Raw genomic sequence first — 25,896 nt, forward strand, 5'->3', positions numbered from 1 at the left:
AGGATTTACGCCTGCCGGGCAGTGCCGATCCCGGACACACAAAACCCGGCAATACGCACCAATAAGGTGCGTTATTTGCACTGTTTCTTTATTTATGCCGGAGAGCACTTGAGTGAATGATGCAACCCCACGCCCACAAGCGAAAATCCGCAAGGCGCTGACCCCGCTGCTTGAAATTCGCAACCTGACGAAGTCATTTGACGGTCAGCACGCCGTCGATGACGTCAATCTCACTATCTACAAAGGCGAAATATTTGCCCTGCTGGGTGCGTCCGGTTGTGGTAAATCAACCCTGTTGCGCATGCTGGCGGGGTTTGAGCTGCCGACTACCGGGCAAATCATGCTGGACGGTGTCGATCTGGCGCATGTCCCACCTTATCTGCGCCCAATTAATATGATGTTTCAGTCCTACGCTCTGTTTCCACATATGACGGTGGAACAGAATATTGCCTTTGGACTCAAGCAGGACAAGCTGCCGAAAGCAGAAATCGCTAGCCGGGTGAATGAGATGCTCGGGCTGGTGCACATGCAGGAGTTCGCCAAACGTAAGCCACATCAGCTTTCAGGCGGTCAGCGTCAACGCGTGGCACTGGCGCGTAGCCTGGCGAAACGCCCGAAGCTGCTGCTGCTGGATGAACCGATGGGCGCTTTGGATAAAAAACTGCGTGACCGCATGCAGCTGGAAGTGGTTGATATTCTTGAGCGTGTAGGGGTGACCTGCGTGATGGTGACGCACGACCAGGAAGAAGCCATGACCATGGCAGGGCGCATTGCAATCATGAACCGCGGCAAATTTGTGCAGATCGGCGAGCCGGAAGAGATCTACGAGCATCCGACCACGCGCTACAGCGCAGAGTTTATCGGTTCGGTAAACGTTTTTGAGGGGCTACTGAAAGAACGTCAGGAAGATGGTTTGATTATAGAGTCTCCAGGTCTGGTGCATCCGCTGAAAGTGGACGCAGATGCTTCTGTTGTCGATAACGTCCCGGTGTATGTCGCGCTTCGTCCGGAAAAAATCATGCTCTGTGATGCCCCTCCGCCGGATGGCTATAACTTTGCGGTGGGTGAGGTGGTGCACATTGCCTACCTGGGCGATTTGTCGGTGTACCACGTGCGTTTAAAAAGCGGCCAGATGTTGAGTGCCCAGCTGCAAAACGAACATCGCTATCGCAAGGGGCTACCGACCTGGGGTGACGAGGTACGTTTGTGTTGGGATGCGGACAGCTGTGTGGTGTTGACGGTTTAAGGAGCGAAGATGAGTACACTTGAACCTCCGGCACGTGCCGAAAAAGCGAACCGTTTCACGCTGTATATGTCGCAGTTGCAAATGAAACATGGTCGCAAGCTGGTGATCGCGTTGCCGTATGTGTGGCTGGTTCTCCTGTTTTTATTGCCGTTTCTGATTGTCTTCAAGATAAGCCTGTCAGAAATGGCACGGGCGATACCGCCGTACACTGACCTTGTGGCATGGGCCGATGGTCAGCTATCTATTACGCTCAATTTAGGTAACTTCCTGCAGTTGACGGACGACCCGCTCTATTTCGATGCTTACCTGCAGTCTTTGCAGGTAGCGGGGATTTCGACGATCTGCTGTCTGTTGTTGGGGTACCCACTGGCGTGGGCGGTGGCACACAGCAAGCCTTCTACACGCAATATTTTGCTGTTACTGGTGATCCTGCCTTCCTGGACCTCTTTCTTGATTCGCGTCTATGCCTGGATGGGGATCCTGAAAAATAACGGGGTGCTGAACAATTTCCTGATGTGGCTGGGGGTTATCGATCAGCCATTGACGATCCTGCATACCAACCTGGCGGTTTATATCGGTATTGTTTATGCCTATTTGCCCTTTATGGTGCTGCCGATTTATACCGCACTGACGCGCATTGACTATTCGCTGGTGGAAGCGGCGTTGGATTTGGGCGCACGGCCGTTGAAAACCTTTTTTAGCGTGATTGTACCGTTAACCAAAGGCGGGATTATCGCTGGCTCAATGCTGGTGTTTATCCCGGCGGTAGGGGAATTTGTTATTCCGGAACTGCTTGGGGGGCCGGACAGCATTATGATCGGCCGTGTGCTATGGCAGGAGTTTTTCAATAACCGTGACTGGCCGGTAGCGTCTGCGGTTGCCATCATTATGTTGCTGTTACTGATTGTGCCAATCATGTGGTTCCATAAGTATCAGCAGAAAAGCGTGGGGGAACACGGATGAATAACTTGCCGGTCGTCCGCTCGCCGTGGCGGATCTTTATCCTGGTCGTGGGGTTTACTTTCCTGTACGCCCCCATGCTGATGTTAGTTATCTATTCGTTTAACAGCTCTAAGCTGGTGACAGTGTGGGCGGGTTGGTCAACACGCTGGTACGGTGAACTTTTCCACGATACTGCAATGATGAGTGCCGTCGGCATGAGTTTAACGATTGCTGCCTGTGCTGCGACGATGGCGGCGATCCTTGGCACCATCGCCGCTGTGGTGATGGTGCGCTTTGGTCGTTTTCGTGGTTCGAATGGTTTCGCCTTTATGATCACCGCGCCGCTGGTCATGCCGGATGTCATTACCGGTTTGTCGCTGCTGCTGCTGTTTGTGGCGTTGGCTCATGCCATCGGCTGGCCGGCGGATCGCGGTATGTTGACCATCTGGCTGGCGCACGTCACCTTCTGTACGGCGTACGTAGCGGTGGTGATTTCCTCGCGTTTGCGCGAACTGGATCACTCCATTGAGGAAGCGGCGATGGATCTCGGTGCGACGCCGCTGAAGGTCTTTTTCGTCATTACGCTGCCGATGATTATGCCGGCGGTCATTTCCGGTTGGTTACTGGCCTTTACGCTATCGCTGGATGATTTGGTTATCGCCAGCTTTGTCTCTGGTCCTGGAGCCACAACGTTACCGATGCTGGTGTTCTCCAGCGTACGTATGGGGGTTAACCCAGAGATCAACGCACTGGCGACGCTGATCCTTGGCGTGGTAGGAATTATCGGATTTATGGCGTGGTATCTGATGGCGCGAACAGAAAAACAACGGATACGCGATATCCAACGTGCAAGACGCGGCTGAAAAAACTAAAATCTGCCAATCTGTCTATACGGCGCAGCTGTGGTGGTTGCGCCGTTTTCATGGAAGACGACGCGTTGGGATTTTTTAAGAAATCATCCACATCACATGCTCGCTTAAACGTCCCTGCTTTTGTGCAGGTGGCGGCGCTGGCTATCATCATGATCCGCTGTCTCGATCTGTTGATGATTTTTAATACGCTTGGGTTTCGTGGAACCAGTGAGTTTATTCATCGCAGTGTGCAGACCTGGAATTTGACGCTGGTATTTCTTGGCAGTCTGGTGCTGCTATTTATCGAAATTTACTGCGCATTTTCGCTGGTCAAAGGACGGAACTGGGCCCGCTGGATCTATCTGCTGACCCAGATTATCGCCAGCGTCTATCTGTGGGCGGCTTCGCTGGGCTACGGATATCCGGAACTGTTCAGTATTGCGGGGGAGTCCAGACGTGAAATTCTGCATACGCTGGTGATGCAAAAATTGCCGGATATGCTGGTGTTGCTACTGCTGTTTATTCCTGCGTCCAGCAGGCGGTTCTTCCGCTTGCAATAACGTGTATAATTCTGGCCCCCGGTTAATTTGTAGGTTTTTGTATGCAGTGCGCACTTTATGACGCTGAACGCTGTCGCTCCTGTCAGTGGATAGCACAGCCTGTCGCCGATCAACTCTTCGCCAAAACAGCCGATCTGCAAAATCTGCTGGCCGATTATCCAGTCGGTGAATGGTGCGCGCCAGTCAGCGGCCCGGAAAGCGCTTTTCGTAATAAAGCTAAAATGGTGGTTAGCGGCAGCGTGGAGAAACCGCTATTGGGAATGCTGCATCGTGACGGTACGCCTGAGGATTTGTGCGACTGCCCGCTTTATCCTGAGTCTTTTGCGCCCGTATTTGCCGCACTCAAACCGTTTATCGCCCGCGCGGGGCTGACGCCCTATAACGTGGCGCGTAAACGTGGAGAACTGAAATATCTGCTGTTAACGGAAAGCCAGTTTGATGGCGGTATGATGCTGCGTTTTGTCCTGCGTTCCGACGCGAAACTGGCACAGCTGCGTACGGCGCTACCGTGGCTGCAGGCACAGTTACCGCAGCTAAAAGTCATTAGTGTCAATATCCAGCCTGTGCATATGGCGATTATGGAAGGGGAGACAGAAATCTTCCTGACCGAACAGCAGGCACTGGCCGAACGTTTTAACGACGTACCGCTGTGGATCCGTCCGCAGAGCTTCTTCCAGACCAATCCGCTCGTGGCGGGGCAGCTATATGCCACGGCGCGCGACTGGGTGCGTCAGCTACCTGTTAATCACATGTGGGATCTGTTTTGCGGTGTTGGGGGGTTTGGGCTGCACTGCGCCACGCCGCAGATGAAACTGACGGGGATTGAAATCGCGCCAGAGGCGATTACCTGCGCGAAGCAGTCGGCGCAGGAACTTGGGTTGCAGAATCTGCATTTTCAGGCGCTGGACTCAACTCAGTTTGCTACCGCTCAGGGCGAAGTACCGGACCTGGTGCTGGTGAATCCACCGCGTCGGGGAATTGGCAAACCGCTGTGTGATTTTCTTTCTCACATGGCACCGCGTTTTATCGTTTATTCCAGCTGTAATGCGCAAACCATGGCGAAGGATATTCGTGAATTGCCAGGGTATCGCATTGAGCGCGTTCAGCTTTTCGATATGTTTCCGCACACTGCACACTACGAAGTGTTGACGCTGCTTAGTCGGCGATAAATGGCATGCCTGATGGCGCTTTGCTTATCAGGCCTACAGGCTGTTTGTTATTCGTCGACCGGATAAGGCGCTTGCGTCGCATCCGGCAAATGCAACATGCGAAAAAAAAGCCCGTACTTGCGTACGAGCTCTTCTTAAAATATGGCGGTGAGGCGGGTGTTAACGCTGCTCAGCCGACAATAACTGACTTGCCTGATGGCGCTTCGCTTATCAGGCCTACAGGTTGTTCGTCATTCGTAGGCCGGATAAGGTGCTTGCACCGCATCCGGCAAATGCAATATGCGAAAAAAAAGCCCGTACTTGCGTACGAGCTCTTCTTCAAATATGGCGGTGAGGCGGGGATTCGAACCCCGGATACGTTGCCGTATACACACTTTCCAGGCGTGCTCCTTCAGCCACTCGGACACCTCACCATATTGTATTGCTGCCTGACCGCTTGGGGGGCAACGGGGCGCTACTATAGGGAGTTGCGCTAAAACGGTCAAGCAGAATTTACGTGTTCACTCTCGTTTGGTTACGCAATGTACATATTCCTCCGCCCGGGCAGGCACGGAGGATAAGATCAGCGCTGAGAGTCCAGTTTTTCACCGTTGGTGACGACTTCCTGGGCTTTGCTGTAACTCTCAATCAGCAACTGATAAGCAGGGAAGACCTTGGTATACACTTCCGCCCATTCAGCGGCGTCTTCACGGTTCCATGTCCCCTGAATTTCAGACGCGACGGCGGCGGTATCCATCGGGACTACGCCTGCCTGAACGACACGAGCCAGGGTGATTTCCTGCGCCATTTTGCTGTAAGTACCGGAAGCGTCGATCACTGCGAAAACTTTGTAGCCTTCCGCAACCGCGCTGATGGCCGGGAAAGCCATGCATACGCTGGTGATCGTACCGGCGATGATCAGCGTCTTACGACCGGTCGCTTTCACGGCTTTCACGAAGTCTTCGTTATCCCAGGCGTTGATTTCACCTTTACGCGCCACGTATTGGGCATGTGGCGCATTAGCGTGGATCTCTGGGATCAACGGACCGTTAGGCCCCTGCGGTACAGATGCCGTAGTAATCACCGGCATCTTCGCCAGGGAGGCCATTTTAGCCAGCGCGGCAGCACGCGCACGCAGTTCTGGCATGGGCATATCGCCGACGGTCTGGAAAAGTCCGCTCTGGTGATCGATAAGCAGCATAACGGAATCATTTACATCGATGACCGGACGTGAACCATTAAAGTTTGCAGGGCTGGACATAGTATTCTCCTTTGATTCAGATTTGGCCAAAGCGGCCGGAGTTAAAATCGCGTACTGCTTCTGCGATTTCTTGTTTCGTGTTCATGACAAATGGACCGTAACCCACAACCGGCTCGTTCAACGGTTCGCCGGACAGCAGCAGCACGCAGGCGTCGCTGGTGGCTTCAATGTGTAGCGTTTTCCCCTGCTGGCCGAGCACCACCAGTTGCGCTTCGCTGGCAGGCGTGGTGCCGTTTACGGTGATATTCCCTTTCAGTACCACCAGTGCAGTGCTCCATCCTTCCGGCTGGGACAACGTGAACTGATGATTACGCTGCAGACGCATATCCCAGACATTCAGCGGCGAGAAGGTATGTGCCGGACCTTTTGTTTCCTGATAGCTGCCCGCAATGACACGGAGAGTGCCGGCGTCATCTGGCAGCGCGACAGTAGGGATAACATCACTACTAATGCCCTGATATCCTGGTACGGCCATTTTGTCTTTTGCCGGCAGATTGACCCACAGCTGCACCATTTCCAGCTCGCCGCCCTGACGGGTAAATTCAGGCGAATGGAACTCTTCGTGCAATATCCCTGCGCCCGCGGTCATCCACTGCACGTCGCCGGGGCCGATAATGCCGCCGCGACCGGTTGAATCACGATGCTCAACTTCACCGCTGTACACGATGGTCACCGTTTCGAAACCACGGTGAGGGTGTTCGCCCACGCCACGTTTTTCATTACCAGGGGTGAAGGTATGTGGCCCGGCGTAATCCAGCAGCAGGAACGGACTTAACTGTTCAGCATGAGACTGGTAAGAGAACATCGAGCGAACCGGGAATCCATCGCCAACCCAGTGTGGGCGAGGTGCGGTGTAGACGCCTGTTACTTGTTTCATATGTGTCTCCTCAGTGGCGTTATCTTGATGTGAATAAGCTTATATTCATGACAGAAAACTGAGTAGTAGCTAAAATAGCTTTCACAGTCTCATAAATAGGACAATAAGATGACTAAGCCGGATCTCAATGATTTCGCGTGGTTTGTTCACGTAGTTGAAGAAGGAGGATTCGCTGCGGCCGGTCGGGCGCTTGATGAACCGAAATCAAAACTGAGCCGACGGATAGCGCAACTGGAAGAGCGGTTGGGGGTGCGATTGATTCAGCGAACCACCCGGCAGTTTAATGTTACTGAAGTTGGACAAACGTTCTATGAACACTGTAAGGCTATGTTGGTGGAAGCGCAGGCAGCGCAGGATGCCATTGCGGCGTTGCAGGTAGAGCCGCGAGGTATTGTGAAGCTGACCTGTCCGGTCACTTTACTGCACGTACATGTCGGCTCCATGCTCGCCCGTTTTATGGCACGTTATCCCGATGTATCCGTACAGCTTGAGGCGACAAATCGTCGGGTTGACGTGGTCGGTGAAGGCCTTGATGTCGCGATTCGCGTCAGACCCCGTCCTTTTGAGGATAGCGATCTGGTAATGCGTGTACTTGCTGACAGGGGGCATCGCCTGTATGCCAGCCCGCGATTGATCGAGCGGATGGGCACTTTACATGCGCCAGCGGAGCTGACCAGATGGCCTGGTCTGAGCCTGGCCACGGGTAAGCATGTGCATCGCTGGGAATTATTTGGCCCACAGGGCGCACGTGCGGAAGTGCATTTCACACCGCGTATGATCACCACCGATATGCTGGCTTTACGCGAAGCGGCAGTGGCAGGTGTAGGGGTCGTTCAGCTTCCGCAATTGATGGTAAAAGAGCAAATAGTGGCGGGCGAGCTGGTGGCATTACTCGGCGGTTGGGAACCAAAGCGAGAGATCATTCACGCGGTTTTTCCATCGCGCAGGGGGTTATTGCCGTCGGTTCGTGCACTGGTGGATTTCCTCACGGAAGAATATGCACGAATGATCGAGGATTAAATACGTAATATCAGTCCACAAAAAAGGCCGGTTAAACCGACCTTTTATTATCTGGACGCCATTTGGGCGTTAAAACAATCAGCGACTACGGAAGACAATGCGGCCTTTGCTCAGGTCGTACGGGGTTAGTTCAACAGTCACTTTGTCGCCCGTCAGGATGCGGATATAGTTTTTACGCATTTTACCGGAGATGTGTGCAGTAACCACGTGACCGTTTTCTAACTCTACGCGGAACATGGTATTAGGTAACGTATCGAGAACGGTACCCTGCATTTCAATATTGTCTTCTTTGGCCATCTAATCCTCTGGGGTATCACTACCGTAATTTGAACCGGCAAGATAATGCCGAAGTTCTTTTAATAAGTAAAGATTTGTGCGTTTAAAACGCAGTAAATCGGGTTTGGCGCATTACTCTAACCACACACAACAAAGCCGCACTAAAAGCGCAACGTGTAAGGGAACGATGAGATAAACGATAGGCGTTGCCTGACGCGAACTGTTCCTTAACGGCGGCGGGGTAATGGGCTAAACCGACTCTGCGGCACCAATTATAACACCCCGACAAAAAATGTGCCGAAAACATTCACTCCTGAGGCGAAAATAACGTCCTGGGCACCCAGAAGTGGCTCGGTAGGCGCTGCTGGCGTAGCCTGCTTAAATGTTCAAGGTAGTCCCTGCGCGGAGTCTCAATGGCTCCCAGCGACGCGGTATGGGTATTTAACACCTGGCAATCGATTAATTTTCCGCCCTGACGGTTAAATTCAGCGCAAAAAACAAGCAGTGCGGTTTTGGAGGCATTTTCCTGGCGACTGAACATCGATTCACCGCAGAAAAGGGTACCTTGCGCAACGCCGTACATCCCGCCGACTAATTCATTTTGCCGCCATACTTCAATAGAGTGCGCGTGTCCAAGTTCATGCAGCCGATGATAGGCATCCACGACATCATGCGTTATCCAGGTGCCTTCTTCCCGGTCGTTTGCACATCCTTCAATGACCTGACCAAACGCGTAATTAAGTGTCACACGATACGGTGAGTGTTTATGAAAGCGCTTCATGCTGCGACTTACGTGAAATTTGTCAGGCCAAAGAATGGCGCGTGGGTCGGGCGACCACCAGAGGATAGGGTCGCCAGGAGAAAACCACGGGAAAATACCGCGTTGGTAGGCCATTAGCAGGCGGGCAGGGCTGAGATCGCCCCCCAGCGCCAACAAACCATTAGGCTCGCGTAAAGCGCCTTCCGGTGAGGGGAAGGCGATAGAATGGCGGGACAGTTGCACCAGGCGCATGACAGCGAAACTCCACTACGCGAGTTGGATCGTTCAATAATAGCTTACAGACGTTGCTTAAACTGGTAATAACGCCCCTGCCTGGCTAACAGATCTGCGTGATTACCTTGCTCAATTATGCGTCCGTTGTCCATCACTATTATTTGATTAAATCGCGACAGTCCGCGCAGGCGATGTGTGACCATCAGGATGGTTTTATTGCGCATCACATCGTTAATCAATTCAAGCATTTGGCTTTCCGTTGTTGCATCCAGACCTTCAGTAGGTTCATCCAGAAGCATCAGCGGCGCATCGTGCAGCAAGGCTCGTGCGATAGCCAAACGGCGTAGCTCTCCGCCTGAAAGCTGACGACCGCCTTCACCCAACCAGGCATTGAGACCATCACCTTCAAGCAGTTTTTCCAGACCGACACGACACAGCATCCGGGATAGCGCTTCATCGCTGGCGTGTGGCGCAGCCAACAGCAGGTTATCGCGCAATGTCGCACTGAACAGATGCACTCGCTGTGGTACGACGCTGATGCATTGGCGCAATGCGGCTTCGTTCAGCGTTGAAATCGGACGATCGTTAATCAGGATTTCGCCGTGTTGTGGATCCCATGCACGGGTCAATAATTGCAGCAACGTTGATTTCCCACAGCCTGTCCGACCCAGAATCGCAATGTGTTCACCGGGTTTAGCGAGCAAAGAAAGGGTGTCCAGAGCTTTTTGTGTTTGCCCAGGATAGCTGAAAGACACCTCACGCAATGTCAGAGTAATCTGTTGCGAAACCGTAGATTCCGTATCCGGGAAGGTGACTTCCGGTTGCTGTTCTGTCAGTTCGGTAATACGTAGTGCTGAAGCAATCACCTGGCCGAGATGCTGAAATGCGCCGGTAACAGGGGCCAGCGCTTCGAAAGCGGCCAGCGCGCAGAACACAAACAACGCTATCAGTGCGCCTGGTTGAGTGTTTCCGCCTACGCCACCTGAAGCCATCCATAACATCATCACCACAGCCAGAGCGCCAATCAGCAGCATGACAGCCTGAGACAAGGCCGTTAATTCGGACTGACGACGCTGAGCTTCATGCCATTGCAGCTCGGTGGCTTCCATTTGTGTGCGGTAGCGTTCACTGGCGCCAAAAAGGGTCAGCTCCGCCTGACCCTGTAACCAGGAGGTCAACTGCTGACGGTATTGCCCGCGCAGATGCGTCAGGTTCTGCCCGGCGCTTTTACCCGCCTGGTAAAACAACGGAGGCAAGATAAACAGAGTCAGCAGCATAATACCGCCAAGGGTGATGGCGAGTGTGAGATCGAGAACGCTCAACCCTAGCGTGACTACCACAATAACGACAAACGCACCAACCAGCGGGGAAAGCACGCGTAAATAGAGATGATCGAGCGTGTCGACATCCGCCACAACGCGGTTGAGCAGTTCGCCCTGGCCGTATCGGGCGAGCCCGGCAGGGGAGAGCGGCAGCAATTTGCTGAAGGTGTAAATACGCAGATGCTGCAATACACGAAACGTCGCGTCGTGACTGACCAGTCGTTCGAAATAACGACCTGCGGTTCGGGTAATTGCCGCCCCGCGAACGCCAGCCGCCGGAAGCATGTAGTTAAAACTGTAAATCCCGGTGACACCGACGACGGCGGAAGCAGACAGGAACCAGCCTGAAAGCGTCAGTAAACCAATGCTTGCCAGTAATGTAACGATCGCCAGAACGATCCCCAGTGTTAACATCCATTTATGACGTTTATACAGCGTCAGATAGGGTAGCAAAGCGCGCATTTAGATGTCCTCCTGACGGTGAGCCAGTAATGTCGCAAAAGCCCCGTTGGCTGCGCTAAGTTGCGCGTAGGTACCTTGTTCGACAATCTGGCCGTCTTGCATGACCCAGATAGCGTCCCAGTCGGCAAGATCTTCCAACTGGTGCGTAACCATCAGTGTGCTCTGGCGGCGCGATGCTGCATTCAATGCCTGCATCACACGTTGTTCGCTGTGAGCATCAAGACTGGCTGCGGGTTCGTCGAGCAGCAGTAACTGACACGGGTTGAGTAAGGCACGGGCAACGGCAACACGCTGCGCTTGCCCGACAGAAAGTCGACCTGCCTGGTCGCCCACAGGGGTATCCACACCCCGAGGAAGCAGCGGTAAAAACTCACTGACCCAGGCGCTATCGAGCGCGGCCTGTAACTGTTCTTCGCTGGCATCAGGGCATGCCAGCAGCACATTTTCGCGCAATGTAGCAGCCGGAAGCTGCGGGTTTTGCCCAACCCATGAGAGTTGTTTACGCCAGGCATCAGGCGACAAGTCACGAAGTTCAAAGCCATTAATACGCAATGAGCCCTGATACGAGAGAAAGCCTGACAGAACATTCAGCAGCGAGCTCTTACCGGAACCACTACGCCCAACCAGCACCGCGCGCTGGCCTGCGGGTAGGGAGAAGTTAAGCGGACCAGCCAGGATCTTGCCTTCGGGTGAGGTGATGATCAGATCTTCGGCTTCAATTGAAACCGCGTCTTTGGTCGCCAGCTCAATATCGCCACGCTCAGGATGCGCGAGCGGGGTTTCCATGAACGTTTTCAGACTGTCGGCAGCGCCTACCGCTTGCGCCTTGGCATGGTAAAACGTGCCCAGATCGCGCAGGGGCTGGAAAAATTCCGGTGCCAGAATCAGCGCCAGGAAACCAGCCGCCAGCGTGACGCCGGTTCCGTAGTGGCCGAAATCAAGCTCGCCGAGATAAGAAAAACCGAAGTACACGGCTACCAGGGCAATAGAGAGCGAAGTGAAAAACTCCAGCACGCCCGAAGACAGGAATGCCAGACGAAGCACTTCCATCGTACGCTGACGGAAATCCTGCGATGCAGCCCGGATGCTTTCCGTCTCCGCTTTGCCGCGACCAAAAATTCTCAGTGTTTCCATGCCGCGCAAGCGATCGAGGAAATGACCGCTGAGTCGGGCAAGTGCCTGAAAGTTACGCCGGTTAGCATCGGCAGCGCCCATACCGACCATCGCCATAAACAGAGGGATCAGTGGTGCGGTTCCCAGCAGGATAAGGGCTGCAACCCAGTTTGACGGGAAAACGGCAGCCACAATCAATAGCGGGACGCATACCGCAAGCGCCATTTGCGGCAAATAACGCGCATAGTAGTCATGCATATCGTCAATCTGTTCCAGAATCAGCGTGGCCCAGCTTCCGGCAGGCTTCCCCTGTATCCATGCTGGCCCCGCCTGTTGCAGACGATCCAGAACCTGGCGACGAATCTCAAAACGAATATGTTGGCCCGCATGAAACCCTATTCGCTCACGTAACCAGACAACCCACGCCCGCAGGATAAAAATCAAGACCAGCACGACGAAAGGGAACAGCAGCGCTTCACGGGGGATATTTTCCATGATCATGTGCTGCAGAATCCGAGCCATGAGCCAGGCCTGAGCGACAATTAACAGGCCACTCACGAACCCCAACAGGCGTGAAATATTCAGCCAGCGCTGAGAAATGACACTTTGCTGTTTTAACCAGCGGGTAAGCTCTTTTTGACGGGTTTTATTCATTGCACGCTTAGCAGGTGAGTTATTGGAATTTTTGGGCAGGACAATGTTACAACGGGGCAAAAATAAAGGCGACTTATAGTCGCCTTTTTTACTTTTGTTACTGATTTGTAAAAACTATTTGCAGGCGTCCGCCAGACCGTCGAGATAACGTTCTGCGTCCAGGGCGGCCATACAACCTGTACCCGCTGAGGTAATCGCCTGACGATAAATATGGTCCATCACGTCGCCGGCAGCGAACACACCAGGAATGCTGGTTTGTGTCGCATTGCCGTGAATACCGGACTGAACTTTGATATAGCCGTTTTCCAGTTCAAGTTGACCATCGAAAATAGCCGTGTTCGGGCTGTGGCCGATGGCGACAAACAATCCGGCGACGTCAAGAGATTCAACGTTGTCAGTATTTTGTGTATCGCGCAGACGCAATCCGGTTACACCCATTTGATCGCCAGTCACTTCTTCCAGTGTGCGGTGCGTGTGCAGCACGATGTTGCCGTTTTCAACTTTATCCATCAAACGTTTGATGAGGATTTTCTCGGCACGGAAACTGTCGCGGCGGTGAATCAAGTGAACTTCGGAGGCGATATTCGCCAGGTATAACGCTTCTTCCACCGCGGTATTGCCGCCGCCGATCACCGCAACTTTTTGGTTACGATAGAAGAAACCGTCGCAGGTTGCGCAGGCGGAAACCCCGCGGCCTTTAAAGGCTTCTTCTGAAGGTAAGCCCAGATAGCGTGCTGAAGCACCAGTGGCGATGATCAGTGCGTCACAGGTGTACTCGCCGCTGTCTCCGGTGAGACGGAAAGGGCGGTTTTGTAGATCTACCTTGCTGATGTGATCGAAGATGATCTCCGTTTCAAATTTCGTTGCGTGCTCGTGCATGCGTTCCATCAGCAGCGGGCCAGTGAGATCGTTTGGATCGCCAGGCCAGTTCTCCACTTCTGTTGTGGTGGTCAGCTGACCGCCTTTTTCCATACCGGTAATCAGCACCGGCTGCAGGTTTGCGCGCGCAGCATAGACGGCAGCGGTATAGCCCGCAGGGCCTGAACCCAGAATAAGAAGTTTACTGTGTTTGGTCGTGCCCATGAGATCCCCATAGTTGTTGGTAGGCAATGGGCAGGATTGTAGGGAATTTGCAGACGTAAAAAAAGAGTATGGCGATTTTGTTAACAATATGTGTAATAGCGGAAACCGATGATGGGCAAAATTGAGGGTAATGCGCTTCCCTAATTTATTCGAGTTGGGGGGCCGCGTGAAGCCAACGCACCGGCGACGTGAACTATGACGGGGATATAATGATTTCTACTTAAAATCGGTCAGTTATAAGGTGATAAAATGACGATTTTCCATCACTCCCAATGAATAACTGGCATGTTGTACTAAAAATCGATGTTTTGCTTTGACAATCACCTGCTGTTTTGCGAAAACATTCAAGGAAGAAAAAAACTGTGTCATGTATATGCTGCATAATCATGCATGTAGATACCATGTTTACCGGGTTAGTGAAATCTACGCATGGTGTGGACAGATGCCATTCGTGATGTCGATAGCCGCCGACAGGCAACGGTCTTCTCACCATAAACCCAGGCATTGCGCACCGTAAATCCCTCTGGGTTGCGGTTTATTGTGATGGGTAGCGACTCTGAACAGTGATGTTAGTAGAGTCAGGCAGGAGTAGGGAAGGAATACAGAGAGACAATAATAATGGTAGATAGTAAGAAGCGCCCTGGCAAAGATCTCGACCGTATCGATCGTAACATTCTTAATGAGCTGCAAAAGGATGGGCGTATTTCTAACGTCGAGCTTTCTAAACGTGTGGGACTTTCACCAACGCCCTGCCTTGAGCGTGTGCGTCGGTTGGAAAGACAGGGTTTTATTCAGGGCTATACAGCGCTGTTGAACCCGCATTATCTGGATGCATCACTTCTGGTTTTTGTTGAGATTACTCTGAATCGTGGCGCCCCGGATGTGTTTGAACAATTCAACTCTGCAGTACAAAAACTTGAAGAAATTCAAGAGTGTCATTTAGTTTCCGGTGATTTCGACTATTTGCTGAAAACACGCGTACCGGATATGTCGGCATACCGTAAGCTGTTGGGGGAAACCCTGCTGCGTCTGCCTGGCGTGAATGACACACGTACTTACGTGGTAATGGAAGAAGTCAAACAGAGCAATCGTCTGGTAATTAAGACGCGCTAACACGGAACAGGTGCAAAATCGACGCAGTTTGATTACACTCCTGTTAATCCATACAGCAACAGTGCCGGGGTAACCCGGTGCTGTTGTCCGTTTTAGCATCGGGCAGGAAAAGCCTGAAACCTGGAGAGCCGTTTTTGAGCCAGGAATACACTGAAGACAAAGACGTCACATTGACGAAGTTAAGCAGCGGGCGCCGACTTCTGGAAGCGTTGCTGATTCTTATTGCCCTTTTTGCCGTCTGGTTGATGGCTGCCTTACTCAGCTTTAACCCTTCGGACCCCAGTTGGTCGCAAACCGCATGGCACGAACCTATCCATAATCTGGGAGGAATACCCGGAGCATGGCTGGCGGATACGCTGTTCTTCATTTTTGGTGTCATGGCTTACACTATCCCCGTGATAATCGTCGGCGGCTGCTGGTTTGCCTGGCGACATCAGGCCAGCGACGAATACGTCGATTACTTCGCCGTATCGCTGCGTATTATTGGCGTTTTGGCGCTGATTCTCACATCTTGCGGGCTTGCCGCAATCAATGCCGATGACATCTGGTATTTTGCCTCTGGCGGGGTTATTGGCAGCCTGCTCAGTACTACGCTGCAACCCCTGCTGCACAGCAGTGGCGGTACGCTTGCGCTGTTATGTATCTGGGCCGCGGGTTTAACGCTGTTTACTGGCTGGTCATGGGTGAGCATTGCCGAGAAACTGGGTGGCTGGTTACTGAATATCCTGACATTTGCCAGCAATCGTACTCGTCGCGATGATACCTGGGTCGATGACGAAGAATATGAAGATGATGAAGAGTCTGTCGACGCCGTTGATGGCACCCCACATGGATCTCGACGGGCACGTATTCTGCGCGGAGCGTTAGCGCGCCGTAAACGTCTGGCAGAGAAGTTCACCAATCCACTTGGACGTCACACTGATGCCGCGCTGTTCTCCGGCAAGCGCATGGATGATGAGGACGAAATTGAATACAGCGCGCGTGGCGTTGTAGCCGATCCTGACGATGTGTTGTTTTCTGGCAACCGTGCCACATTACCTGAATACGATGAATTCGACCCGCTATTAAACGGCCATTCAGTGACTGAGCCGGTCACCGCCGCAGCGGTCGCCACTGCCACTGCGGCAACTCAGGCCTGGAGTGCGCCAGTCGACCCGCTGTTGCAAAATGCGCCAGTACCGGGAACCGCTTCAGAGCAACCCACTCCCGCGGTGGCATGGCAATCCGCACCGGCTCCGCAAACCGGTGAAGCGGTTATCGCACCAGCGCCGGAAGGTTACCCTCAGCCCGTTCAGTACGCGCAGCCTCCGGTTCAGCCTTATGAACCCTGGCAGCAACCTGCCCCGGTTGAACCGCAGATGCCTTATTCTGTACCGCCAGTTGCCGAAGCTGGCTATGAACAGCCGACGATGCCGCAACCGGCAATGCCGTGGCAAGCACCTGAGTCGGTGGTGGAACACGCCTGGCAACCAGAACCGGTTTACCAGCAGAATGCGCCGCTTGAACCGCAGCCGGTCTATCAGCAAGACTCCGTGCAGCAACAACACGTGGTTCATCAGCAGCCGGTGGTGGAACAGTCGCCGGTTGCCGAGCCTGAACCTGTCGTTGAAGAGGTGAAGCCTGCGCGTCCACCGCTCTACTATTTTGAAGAAGTGGAAGAAAAACGTGCGCGTGAGCGTGAACAGCTAGCTGCCTGGTATCAACCGATTCCAGAACCCGCACAAGAGCCTGAGCGGGTGAAATCCGCTGCACCGTCTATGCCAACAGCATCCATACCTCCCGTTGAGTCTGTGGCTGCTGCAGCGCCGCTGGCTGCTGGGGTGAAAAACGCTGCATTGGGTGCCGGTGCAGCCGTTGCCGCACCGGTATTTAGTCTTGCTGGGAGCGGTGCGCCGCGTCCGCAGGTGAAAGAGGGAATTGGCCCGCAACTGCCGCGCCCTAATCGTGTGCGTGTCCCGACACGCCGAGAGTTGGCTTCATATGGCATTAAGTTGCCGTCACAACGTATGGCGGAAGAGAAAGCGCGCGAAGAGCAGCTTGATACAGATGCGCAATACAGTGACGATGAAATTGATGCCATGCAGCAGGATGAACTGGCGCGTCAGTTTGCCCAGTCGCAGCAGCACCGCTATGGCGAAGAGTATCAGGATGACACAGCGCATGCTGATGACGAAGATTCAGCCGCAGAAGCGGAACTGGCGCGTCAGTTCGCTTCTTCTCAACAGCAACGTTATTCCGGCGCACAGCCTGCCGGGGCAAATCCATTCTCGCTTGATGATTTTGAATTCTCACCAATGAAAGCGTTAGTGGATGAGGGGCCGCATGAGCCGCTGTTTACCCCCAGCGTGATGCCGGAACCTGCGCCACAGTATCAACAGCCTGTCGCACCGCAGCAGCATTACCAGCAGCCGCCGCAGCCTGTCGCACCGCAGCAGCATTATCAGCAGCCGCCGCAGCCTGTCGCACCGCAGCAGCATTATCAGCAGCCATCGCAGCCTGTCGTACCGCAGCAGCAATATCAGCAGCCGCCGCAGCCTGTCGCACCGCAGCAGCAATATCAGCAGCCGCCGCAGCCTGTCGCACCGCCGCAGCATTATCAGCAGCCATCGCAGCCTGCCACACCGCCGCCGCAGGAAAGCCTGATCCATCCATTATTGATGCGTAATGGCGACAGCCGCCCTGTACAGCGTCCGACGACGCTGCTGCCATCACTGGATCTGCTCACCCCTCCACCGGCGGAAGTTGAGCCAATAGATACATTCGCGCTGGAGCAAATGGCGCGTCTGGTGGAAGCGCGTCTGGCCGATTTCCGTATTAAAGCCGATGTGGTGAACTACTCGCCCGGGCCGGTCATTACCCGTTTTGAGCTAAATCTGGCACCGGGTGTTAAAGCTGCGCGTATTTCTAACCTTTCCCGGGATCTGGCGCGCTCGCTTTCAACCGCGGCAGTTCGTGTAGTGGAGGTTATTCCAGGTAAGCCGTATGTCGGACTGGAGTTACCGAACAAAAAACGCCAGACCGTCTATCTGCGTGAAGTACTGGATAACGCAAAATTCCGTGATAATCCGTCACCGCTTACTGTCGTTCTCGGCAAGGACATTGCTGGTGAACCTGTGACTGCCGATTTGGCGAAGATGCCGCATCTGTTGGTGGCAGGTACCACGGGGTCAGGTAAATCTGTTGGGGTCAACGCCATGATCCTCAGCATGCTCTACAAAGCGCAGCCGGAAGATGTTCGCTTTATCATGATTGACCCGAAAATGCTGGAACTTTCAGTGTATGAAGGCATTCCGCATCTGCTGACCGAAGTTGTGACCGACATGAAAGATGCTGCCAACGCCTTGCGCTGGAGCGTCAATGAAATGGAACGTCGCTACAAGCTGATGTCGGCGCTGGGCGTGCGTAACCTTGCGGGCTACAACGAGAAGATTGCGGAAGCAGATCGTATGGGACGTCCAATCCCGGATCCGTACTGGAAACCAGGCGATAGCATGGATGTCACTCATCCGGTGCTGAAAAAAGAGCCGTATATTGTGGTTCTGGTCGATGAATTTGCTGATCTGATGATGACTGTCGGTAAAAAAGTGGAAGAACTGATTGCCCGTCTGGCGCAAAAAGCGCGTGCGGCAGGTATCCATCTGGTGCTGGCGACCCAGCGTCCGTCGGTTGACGTTATCACTGGGCTTATCAAAGCAAATATCCCGACGCGTATAGCGTTTACTGTGTCGAGTAAGATTGACTCACGTACCATTCTTGATCAGGGTGGTGCTGAATCCCTGTTGGGCATGGGTGATATGCTCTATTCTGCGCCAAACTCAACGATTCCGGTGCGTGTACATGGTGCTTTTGTGCGCGATGAGGAAGTTCATGCGGTCGTCCAGGACTGGAAAGCGCGTGGTCGTCCACAGTACGTTGAAGGCATCACCTCAGACACCGAGAATGAAGGTGGTGGCGGTGGTTTTGACGGTGGGGAAGAGCTGGATCCGTTGTTCGATCAGGCGGTGAATTTTGTTACCCAGAAACGCAAAGCCTCCATCTCCGGCGTCCAGCGCCAGTTCCGCATTGGTTATAACCGTGCGGCGCGCATCATCGAACAGATGGAAGCGCAGGGAATTGTCAGTGAGCAGGGACATAATGGCAATCGTGAAGTGCTGGCTCCACCGCCCTTTGATTGATTGCAAAGTTAAGTAATTCAGTATTTTCTACTTTCCTCATGCTGATTTTTGGCCTGAAATGGATAGCAGAAGGAGCTCCCCGTTGGGAGTGACGTATTTTGAGGAATAACGATGAAAAGAATCGCAATCACCTGTGCATTACTATCGAGCTTTGTGGTGAGCAGCGTTTGGGCTGACGCCGCCAGCGACCTGAAAAGCCGTCTGGATAAAGTCAGCAGCTTCCACGCCAGTTTTACCCAGAAGGTAACGGATGGTAGCGGCGCAGCGGTGCAGGAAGGCCAGGGTGATTTATGGGTTAAACGTCCGAATCTGTTTAACTGGCATATGACACAGCCTGACGAAAGCATTCTGGTCTCAGATGGTAAAACACTGTGGTTTTTCAACCCGTTTGTTGAGCAGGCGACGGCGACCTGGCTGAAAGATGCTACGGGTAACACGCCGTTTATGCTGATTGCGCGTAACCAGTCCAGCGACTGGCAGCAGTACAATATTAAGCAAAACGGCGATGATTTTGTGCTGACGCCCAAAACCAGCAGCGGTAACCTGAAGCAGTTTACGATCAATGTTGGGCGGGACGGGACGATCCACCAGTTTAGCGCCGTTGAACAAGACGATCAGCGCAGCAGCTATCAGCTGAAATCGCAGCAGAACGGCGCTATTGAACCTTCCAAATTCACCTTTACCCCGCCGCAAGGTGTAACGGTTGACGATCAACGTAAGTAGAGGCGTGTGAGTGAGCAATCTGTCGCTCGACTTTTCTGATAATACTTTTCAGCCACTGGCCGCGCGTATGCGGCCAGAAAATTTAGCGCAGTATATCGGCCAGCAACATCTGCTGGCTGCGGGTAAGCCCTTGCCGCGCGCCATCGAGGCCGGGCACCTGCACTCCATGATTTTATGGGGGCCGCCGGGGACGGGCAAAACCACGCTTGCCGAAGTTATTGCCCGTTACGCCAACGCCGATGTTGAACGCATTTCGGCGGTTACGTCTGGTGTAAAAGAAATTCGTGAAGCGATTGAGCGTGCGCGTCAGAACCGTAACGCTGGTCGGCGTACGATCCTGTTTGTGGACGAAGTTCACCGTTTTAATAAAAGCCAACAGGATGCGTTTTTACCGCATATTGAAGACGGTACCATCACGTTTATTGGCGCGACCACTGAAAACCCCTCGTTTGAGCTGAACTCGGCGCTGCTGTCGCGGGCGCGCGTTTACTTACTGAAATCGTTAACCACCGACGATATTGAACAGGTGCTGGACCAGGCGATGTCAGATAAAGCGCGGGGTTATGGCGGCCAGGACATCGTTTTGCCGAACGAAACGCGTCGGGCGATTGCTGAACTGGTAAACGGTGACGCGCGGCGGGCGTTAAATACGCTGGAAATGATGGCCGACATGGCCGAAGTGGATGACAGCGGAAAACGCGTTTTACACGCTACGTTACTGACTGAGATTGCCGGTGAACGTAGCGCGCGTTTCGATAATAAAGGCGATCGTTTTTACGACCTGATATCAGCATTACATAAGTCGGTCCGCGGTAGTTCGCCGGATGCGGCGCTTTATTGGTATGCGCGTATCATCACCGCTGGCGGCGACCCGCTGTACGTTGCCCGTCGCTGTCTGGCGATTGCCTCTGAAGATGTGGGCAATGCCGATCCTCGCGCCATGCAGGTGGCAATTTCTGCATGGGATTGTTTTACCCGCGTGGGGCCAGCGGAAGGTGAGCGCGCGATTGCTCAGGCGATTGTCTATCTGGCCTGTGCGCCGAAAAGTAATGCGGTATACACCGCCTTTAAAGCCGCGCTGGCTGATGCCCGGGAACGTCCGGATTACGACGTGCCGGTCCACCTGCGCAACGCGCCGACGAAGCTGATGAAAGAGATGGGTTATGGCCAGGAATATCGCTACGCCCATGATGAGCCAAATGCCTACGCTGCCGGAGAAGAATACTTCCCGCAGGAAATGGCACAAACGCGCTATTATCGTCCCACAAACAGAGGTCTTGAAGGCAAGATTGGCGAAAAGCTCGCCTGGCTCGCCGGACAGGATCAAAATAGCCCTATAAAACGCTACCGTTAGTGTTATCGTTGCGGTAATGTTGTCTCTGTATCCCTGTGACCGCAGGCTGTGGTCACTTTCTCCTATTTTAATTCGATAAGCACAGGATAAGCATGCTCGATCCCAATCTGCTGCGTAATGAGCCAGACGCAGTCGCAGAAAAACTGGCAAGCCGGGGCTTTAAGCTGGATGTAGATAAGCTGCGCGCTCTTGAAGAGCGTCGTAAAGTTCTGCAGGTACAAACTGAAAACCTGCAGGCAGAGCGTAACTCTCGATCGAAATCCATCGGCCAGGCAAAAGCGCGCGGGGAAGATATCGAGTCTTTACGTCTGGAAGTGAACAAACTGGGCGAAGAGCTGGATGCCGCGAAAGCTGAACTTGATACCTTACAGGCCGAGATCCGCGACATTGCGCTGACCATTCCCAACCTGCCAGCGGACGAAGTTCCGGTGGGTAAAGATGAAAATGACAACGTCGAAGTCAGCCGCTGGGGTACACCACGCGAGTTCGATTTCGAAGTGCGCGATCACGTTACTCTGGGTGAAATGCACACGGGGCTTGATTTCGCCGCGGCGGTTAAGCTGACCGGCTCTCGTTTCGTTGTTATGAAAGGGCAGATTGCGCGTATGCACCGTGCGCTGTCTCAGTTCATGCTGGATCTGCACACTGAACAGCATGGTTACAGCGAAAACTACGTCCCGTATCTGGTTAACCATGACACGCTGTACGGCACAGGCCAACTGCCGAAATTTGCTGGTGACTTGTTCCATACGCGTCCGCTGGATGAAGAAGCTGACAGCAGCAATTATGCGCTGATCCCAACGGCAGAAGTGCCGCTGACCAACCTGGTACGTGACGAAATCATCGACGAAGATGCGCTGCCGATCAAAATGACTGCGCATACGCCATGCTTCCGTTCTGAGGCTGGTTCTTACGGTCGTGATACCCGCGGTCTGATCCGTATGCACCAGTTCGATAAAGTTGAGATGGTGCAGATTGTTCGTCCAGAAGATTCGATGGACGCGCTGGAAGAGATGACCGGTCATGCTGAGAAGGTCCTGCAACTGTTGGGTCTGCCGTATCGCAAGATCATCCTGTGCACAGGCGACATGGGTTTCGGCGCATGCAAAACCTACGATCTGGAAGTGTGGATCCCGGCGCAGAATACCTATCGTGAAATCTCCTCTTGCTCCAACGTGTGGGATTTCCAGGCTCGCCGTATGCAGGCGCGTTGTCGTAGCAAATCTGACAAGAAAACACGTTTAGTGCATACGCTGAACGGTTCTGGTCTGGCTGTGGGACGTACGCTGGTTGCAGTTATGGAAAACTACCAGCAAGCTGATGGCCGTATTCAGGTACCGGAAGTATTACGTCCGTACATGAATGGCCTGGAATTCATCGGTTAAGTCATTTTTCCTTGCTAAAAAAGCGCCTCAGGGCGCTTTTTTTACGCCCGTTTGATGCCGGACAATAACCCTTACTCCATTAGTGGTAATACTGCCTTCGAATGAAAGTCAGTATTTATCTCTGTCTTTGCATAAATTCGATATATAACGGTCTGTATAACGATAGTATCGATATATAAACGACTATACAACGAACATTCCCGTTTTGTTTATTGTGAGCAGCAGAGTGAGCCACTATGAAAACTAAGATCCCCGATGCCGTGCTGGCTGCTGAGGTGAGTCGTCGCAGTTTGGTAAAAACGACGGCGATAGGCGGACTGGCAGTAGCCAGTAGCGCGTTTACCCTGCCATTTACCCGTATTGTAAACGCTGCAGATGCCATCAACCCGCCACCGATCAATGAGAAAGTGATCTGGAGCGCGTGTACGGTAAACTGCGGCAGTCGTTGTCCGCTGCGTATGCATGTCGTAGACGGTGAAATCAAATATGTCGAAACCGACAACACGGGCGATGACAACTACGACGGTTTGCACCAGGTACGCGCCTGTCTGCGAGGTCGCTCCATGCGTCGTCGCGTCTATAATCCCGATCGTCTGAAATACCCAATGAAGCGTGTCGGCAAACGCGGCGAAGGTAAATTTGAGCGCATCAGTTGGGATGAAGCCTACGATATCATCGCCAGCAATATGCAGCGTCTGATTAAAGACTACGGTAACGAGTCTATCTATCTTAACTATGGGACCGGTACGCTGGGCGGTACGATGACGCGCTCATGGCCGCCGGGTAAAACGCTGGTGGCACGTTTAATGAACTGTTGCGGCGGTTACCTGAACCACTATGGGGACTATTCTTCTGCGCAAATCGCGGCAGGACTGAACTATACCTATGGTGGATGGGCAGACGGTAACAGCCCGTCTGACATTGAAAACAGTAAGCTCGTTGTCTTGTTTGGTAATAACCCAGGCGAAACCCGGATGAGCGGTGGTGGGGTGACCTATTACCTTGAACAGGCGCGGCAGAAATCTAATGCCCGCATGATCATAATCGATCCCCGCTACACGGATACCGGTGCGGGGCGCGAAGATGAATGGATCCCCATTCGACCGGGTACAGATGCAGCGCTGGTTAACGGTATTGCCTATGTGCTGATCAGCGAGAATATGGTTGATCAACCGTTCCTCGATAAGTACTGCGTGGGCTATGACGAAAAAACCCTCCCGGCGGGAGCGCCGAAGAACGGTCACTATAAGGCGTATATTCTCGGTCAGGGTAAAGACGGTATCGCGAAGACCCCGGAATGGGCTGCGCAGATAACCGGTATTCCTGCTGAACGAATTGTTAAGTTGGCGCGTGAAATTGGTAGCGCGAAACCCGCTTATATTAGCCAGGGCTGGGGGCCGCAGCGTCACGCTAACGGTGAGATTGCGACCCGTGCCATTTCGATGTTGGCCATTCTGACCGGCAACGTTGGGATCAACGGCGGCAACAGCGGTGCACGCGAGGGATCATACGATTTACCGTTTGAGCGTATGCCAACGCTGGAAAACCCCATCGAAACCAGTATCTCAATGTTTATGTGGACGGATGCGATTGAGCGTGGTCCGGAAATGACGGCGCTGCGCGACGGTGTTCGTGGTAAGGATAAGCTCGACGTTCCGATTAAGATGATCTGGAACTATGCCGGTAACTGCCTGATTAACCAGCACTCTGATATCAACCGCACGCATGAAATCCTGCAGGATGATAAGAAGTGTGAAATGATCGTCGTTATCGACTGCCATATGACCTCCTCGGCGAAATATGCCGATATTCTACTGCCGGACTGCACGGCCTCTGAGCAGATGGACTTTGCGCTGGATGCATCTTGCGGGAATATGTCCTACGTGATTTTCACCGATCAGGCGATCAAACCGCGCTTTGAATGCAAGACTATCTACCAAATGACCAGCGAGCTGGCGAAACGCCTTGGCGTCGAGCAACAGTTCACGGAAGGCCGTACTCAGGAAGAGTGGATGCGTCATCTGTATGAACAGTCGCGCAAGGCTATACCGGAACTGCCGACATTTGAAGAGTTCCGTAAGCAGGGCATCTTTAAGCAGCGTGATCCTGAAGGACATCACGTGGCATATAAAGCATTTCGTGAGGACCCCAAAGCCAATCCGCTTACCACACCGTCAGGCAAGATTGAAATTTATTCTCAAGCGCTGGCAGACATCGCCGCAACCTGGGAACTGCCGGAAGGCGATGTGATCGATCCATTACCGATTTATACACCGGGCTTTGAAAGCTTAAACGATCCACTGGTGGAAAAATTCCCTCTGCAATTAACGGGCTTCCATTATAAATCTCGCGTCCACTCGACCTATGGCAACGTTGATGTTCTGAAAGCGTCCTGTCGCCAGGAAATGTGGATTAACCCGATGGATGCACAACGGCGGGGTATTAACAACGGTGACAAGGTACGTATCTTTAACGACCGTGGAGAAGTGCATATTGAGGCTAAAGTTACCCCACGTATGATGCCTGGCGTTGTAGCGCTGGGCGAGGGCGCCTGGTATGACCCGGATGTGAAACGTGTGGATCAGGGCGGTTGTATTAACGTGCTGACGACCCAGCGACCTTCTCCTCTCGCTAAGGGGAACCCATCACATACGAACCTTGTTCAGGTTGAAAAGGTGTAAGGAGTAACCGATGACAACCCAGTATGGATTTTTTATTGATTCCAGCCGTTGCACCGGTTGCAAAACTTGCGAACTGGCCTGCAAAGACTTCAAAAATTTAACGCCGGACGTCAGTTTCCGCCGTATTTACGAATACGCCGGCGGTGACTGGCAGGAAGATAACGGTGTCTGGCACCAGAACGTTTTCGCCTACTACCTCTCCATTGCGTGTAACCACTGTGAAGACCCGGCCTGTACCAAGGTGTGTCCAAGCGGCGCGATGCACAAACGTGAAGATGGTTTTGTGGTCGTGGATGAAGACGTGTGCATTGGCTGTCGCTATTGCCACATGGCCTGCCCGTATGGCGCACCGCAATACAATGCCGCCAAAGGACACATGACCAAGTGCGATGGCTGTCATGAACGTGTTGCTGAGGGTAAGAAACCCATCTGTGTCGAATCCTGCCCGCTGCGTGCGCTGGACTTCGGCCCGATAGAGGAACTGCGTAAAAAACACGGCACCCTGGCCGCGGTTGCGCCGCTCCCTGGCGCGCACTTTACCAAACCGAGCATCGTCATCAAACCAAATGCCAATAGCCGCCCGACCGGGGATACCACGGGTTATCTGGCTAATCCGAAGGAGGTGTAAGATGGGAAGTGGATGGCATGAATGGCCG

Annotated in this window: 20 protein-coding genes and 1 tRNA gene; 13 read left to right on the forward strand and 8 right to left on the reverse strand. The window is 53.3% G+C overall.

The genetic code is table 11. The features are described 5' to 3' along the window. Nucleotides 1-112 precede the first annotated feature (112 nt). Genes potG through rlmC form a run of 5 tightly spaced genes read left to right on the forward strand, consistent with a single transcriptional unit; the run spans nt 113 to nt 4,768 of the window. Nucleotides 113-1,246: a putrescine ABC transporter ATP-binding subunit PotG gene (gene potG / locus OGX91_RS11160; protein WP_005123599.1), complete on the forward strand. Its 1,134-nt coding sequence runs from the start codon at nt 113-115 to the stop codon at nt 1,244-1,246. A 9-nt stretch (nt 1,247-1,255) separates the two neighbouring features. Further along, complete coding sequence (gene potH / locus OGX91_RS11165; RefSeq protein ID WP_199948040.1) at nt 1,256-2,209, forward strand: putrescine ABC transporter permease PotH; 954 nt, start codon at nt 1,256-1,258, stop codon at nt 2,207-2,209. After that, on the forward strand, nt 2,206-3,051 hold the full coding sequence (gene potI, locus OGX91_RS11170) for a putrescine ABC transporter permease PotI (RefSeq protein WP_040233928.1): 846 nt from the start codon (nt 2,206-2,208) through the stop codon (nt 3,049-3,051). The genes potH and potI overlap by 4 nt, the downstream gene beginning before the upstream one ends. A 59-nt stretch (nt 3,052-3,110) precedes the next feature. Next, entirely contained in the window at nt 3,111-3,599 is a 489-nt protein-coding gene (locus OGX91_RS11175; RefSeq protein WP_005123594.1) for a YbjO family protein, read from the forward strand. 41 nt (nt 3,600-3,640) lie between these two features. After that, nucleotides 3,641-4,768, forward strand: coding sequence for a 23S rRNA (uracil(747)-C(5))-methyltransferase RlmC (rlmC, locus tag OGX91_RS11180; RefSeq protein WP_040233929.1), 1,128 nt, complete (start codon nt 3,641-3,643; stop codon nt 4,766-4,768). Nucleotides 4,769-5,093: 325 nt separating this feature from the next. Here the strand turns inward: rlmC and OGX91_RS11185 are convergent. The 3 genes from OGX91_RS11185 to OGX91_RS11195 all read right to left on the reverse strand — a co-directional run bounded on the left by OGX91_RS11185 (nt 5,094) and on the right by OGX91_RS11195 (nt 6,885). Next, nucleotides 5,094-5,181, reverse strand: a tRNA-Ser gene (locus OGX91_RS11185). Between the two features lie 149 nt (nt 5,182-5,330). Continuing rightward, the gene (locus OGX91_RS11190; RefSeq protein ID WP_005123590.1) at nt 5,331-6,008 is read right to left on the reverse strand and encodes an isochorismatase family protein; all 678 of its coding nucleotides are present in this window, start codon (nt 6,006-6,008) and stop codon (nt 5,331-5,333) included. Nucleotides 6,009-6,024: 16 nt separating this feature from the next. Then, complete coding sequence (locus tag OGX91_RS11195) at nt 6,025-6,885, reverse strand: pirin family protein (RefSeq protein ID WP_005123588.1); 861 nt, start codon at nt 6,883-6,885, stop codon at nt 6,025-6,027. Nucleotides 6,886-6,993: 108 nt separating this feature from the next. Here OGX91_RS11195 and OGX91_RS11200 point away from each other — a divergent pair, with 108 nt between their 5' ends. After that, entirely contained in the window at nt 6,994-7,905 is a 912-nt protein-coding gene (locus tag OGX91_RS11200; RefSeq protein ID WP_199948042.1) for a LysR family transcriptional regulator, read from the forward strand. A gap of 78 nt (nt 7,906-7,983) precedes the next feature. Here the strand turns inward: OGX91_RS11200 and infA are convergent, their stop codons facing one another. The 5 genes from infA to trxB form a co-directional block, all read right to left on the reverse strand. Next, nucleotides 7,984-8,202, reverse strand: coding sequence for a translation initiation factor IF-1 (infA, locus tag OGX91_RS11205; protein ID WP_002211347.1), 219 nt, complete (start codon nt 8,200-8,202; stop codon nt 7,984-7,986). A 286-nt stretch (nt 8,203-8,488) separates the two neighbouring features. Further along, nucleotides 8,489-9,193: a leucyl/phenylalanyl-tRNA--protein transferase gene (gene aat, locus OGX91_RS11220; protein WP_199948045.1), complete on the reverse strand. Its 705-nt coding sequence runs from the start codon at nt 9,191-9,193 to the stop codon at nt 8,489-8,491. 44 nt (nt 9,194-9,237) lie between these two features. Further along, nucleotides 9,238-10,959, reverse strand: a complete 1,722-nt coding sequence (cydC, locus tag OGX91_RS11225) for a heme ABC transporter ATP-binding protein/permease CydC (RefSeq protein ID WP_005123583.1) — start codon at nt 10,957-10,959, stop codon at nt 9,238-9,240. After that, on the reverse strand, nt 10,960-12,726 hold the full coding sequence (gene cydD / locus OGX91_RS11230; protein WP_040233935.1) for a heme ABC transporter permease/ATP-binding protein CydD: 1,767 nt from the start codon (nt 12,724-12,726) through the stop codon (nt 10,960-10,962). A gap of 114 nt (nt 12,727-12,840) precedes the next feature. Then, nucleotides 12,841-13,809 carry a thioredoxin-disulfide reductase gene (gene trxB / locus OGX91_RS11235; RefSeq protein ID WP_005123580.1) on the reverse strand — a complete coding sequence of 323 codons (969 nt, stop codon included), beginning with the start codon at nt 13,807-13,809 and terminating at the stop codon, nt 12,841-12,843. Between the two features lie 618 nt (nt 13,810-14,427). Between trxB and lrp the strand changes: the two genes are divergently transcribed. From lrp to OGX91_RS11270, 7 genes are all read left to right on the forward strand, one after another. Continuing rightward, nucleotides 14,428-14,922: a leucine-responsive transcriptional regulator Lrp gene (gene lrp / locus OGX91_RS11240; protein WP_002439523.1), complete on the forward strand. Its 495-nt coding sequence runs from the start codon at nt 14,428-14,430 to the stop codon at nt 14,920-14,922. A 134-nt stretch (nt 14,923-15,056) separates the two neighbouring features. Beyond that, nucleotides 15,057-19,097 carry a DNA translocase FtsK gene (gene ftsK / locus OGX91_RS11245; RefSeq protein ID WP_286626266.1) on the forward strand — a complete coding sequence of 1,347 codons (4,041 nt, stop codon included), beginning with the start codon at nt 15,057-15,059 and terminating at the stop codon, nt 19,095-19,097. Between the two features lie 111 nt (nt 19,098-19,208). Continuing rightward, nucleotides 19,209-19,820 (forward strand): outer membrane lipoprotein periplasmic chaperone LolA, encoded by a 612-nt coding sequence (lolA, locus tag OGX91_RS11250; RefSeq protein WP_040233939.1) that lies wholly within the window; start codon nt 19,209-19,211, stop codon nt 19,818-19,820. Between the two features lie 10 nt (nt 19,821-19,830). Then, the gene (gene rarA, locus OGX91_RS11255) at nt 19,831-21,174 is read left to right on the forward strand and encodes a replication-associated recombination protein RarA (protein WP_040233941.1); all 1,344 of its coding nucleotides are present in this window, start codon (nt 19,831-19,833) and stop codon (nt 21,172-21,174) included. Nucleotides 21,175-21,266: 92 nt separating this feature from the next. Beyond that, nucleotides 21,267-22,559 (forward strand): serine--tRNA ligase, encoded by a 1,293-nt coding sequence (gene serS, locus OGX91_RS11260; RefSeq protein ID WP_003836908.1) that lies wholly within the window; start codon nt 21,267-21,269, stop codon nt 22,557-22,559. A 236-nt stretch (nt 22,560-22,795) separates the two neighbouring features. Further along, nucleotides 22,796-25,240: a dimethylsulfoxide reductase subunit A gene (gene dmsA, locus OGX91_RS11265; RefSeq protein WP_286626267.1), complete on the forward strand. Its 2,445-nt coding sequence runs from the start codon at nt 22,796-22,798 to the stop codon at nt 25,238-25,240. A 10-nt stretch (nt 25,241-25,250) separates the two neighbouring features. Further along, nucleotides 25,251-25,868, forward strand: a complete 618-nt coding sequence (locus tag OGX91_RS11270; protein ID WP_005123570.1) for a DMSO/selenate family reductase complex B subunit — start codon at nt 25,251-25,253, stop codon at nt 25,866-25,868. Nucleotides 25,869-25,896 lie beyond the last annotated feature (28 nt).

This window comes from Citrobacter sp. Cpa228 (assembly GCF_030333085.1).
GTDB lineage: Bacteria > Pseudomonadota > Gammaproteobacteria > Enterobacterales > Enterobacteriaceae > Citrobacter > Citrobacter pasteurii.

Bases quoted from the DNA above. Each gene is read 5' to 3' on its own strand.
- potH (WP_199948040.1), top strand. From the start codon at position 1,256: ATGAGTACACTTGAACCTCCGGCACGTGCCGAAAAAGCGAACCGTTTC.
- trxB (WP_005123580.1), bottom strand. From the start codon at position 13,809: ATGGGCACGACCAAACACAGTAAACTTCTTATTCTGGGTTCAGGCCCT.
- serS (WP_003836908.1), top strand. From the start codon at position 21,267: ATGCTCGATCCCAATCTGCTGCGTAATGAGCCAGACGCAGTCGCAGAA.
- infA (WP_002211347.1), bottom strand. From the start codon at position 8,202: ATGGCCAAAGAAGACAATATTGAAATGCAGGGTACCGTTCTCGATACG.
- OGX91_RS11200 (WP_199948042.1), top strand. From the start codon at position 6,994: ATGACTAAGCCGGATCTCAATGATTTCGCGTGGTTTGTTCACGTAGTT.
- lrp (WP_002439523.1), top strand. From the start codon at position 14,428: ATGGTAGATAGTAAGAAGCGCCCTGGCAAAGATCTCGACCGTATCGAT.
- aat (WP_199948045.1), bottom strand. From the start codon at position 9,193: ATGCGCCTGGTGCAACTGTCCCGCCATTCTATCGCCTTCCCCTCACCG.
- potI (WP_040233928.1), top strand. From the start codon at position 2,206: ATGAATAACTTGCCGGTCGTCCGCTCGCCGTGGCGGATCTTTATCCTG.
- cydD (WP_040233935.1), bottom strand. From the start codon at position 12,726: ATGAATAAAACCCGTCAAAAAGAGCTTACCCGCTGGTTAAAACAGCAA.
- OGX91_RS11190 (WP_005123590.1), bottom strand. From the start codon at position 6,008: ATGTCCAGCCCTGCAAACTTTAATGGTTCACGTCCGGTCATCGATGTA.
- lolA (WP_040233939.1), top strand. From the start codon at position 19,209: ATGAAAAGAATCGCAATCACCTGTGCATTACTATCGAGCTTTGTGGTG.
- rlmC (WP_040233929.1), top strand. From the start codon at position 3,641: ATGCAGTGCGCACTTTATGACGCTGAACGCTGTCGCTCCTGTCAGTGG.
- dmsA (WP_286626267.1), top strand. From the start codon at position 22,796: ATGAAAACTAAGATCCCCGATGCCGTGCTGGCTGCTGAGGTGAGTCGT.
- cydC (WP_005123583.1), bottom strand. From the start codon at position 10,959: ATGCGCGCTTTGCTACCCTATCTGACGCTGTATAAACGTCATAAATGG.
- OGX91_RS11195 (WP_005123588.1), bottom strand. From the start codon at position 6,885: ATGAAACAAGTAACAGGCGTCTACACCGCACCTCGCCCACACTGGGTT.
- OGX91_RS11175 (WP_005123594.1), top strand. From the start codon at position 3,111: ATGGAAGACGACGCGTTGGGATTTTTTAAGAAATCATCCACATCACAT.
- OGX91_RS11270 (WP_005123570.1), top strand. From the start codon at position 25,251: ATGACAACCCAGTATGGATTTTTTATTGATTCCAGCCGTTGCACCGGT.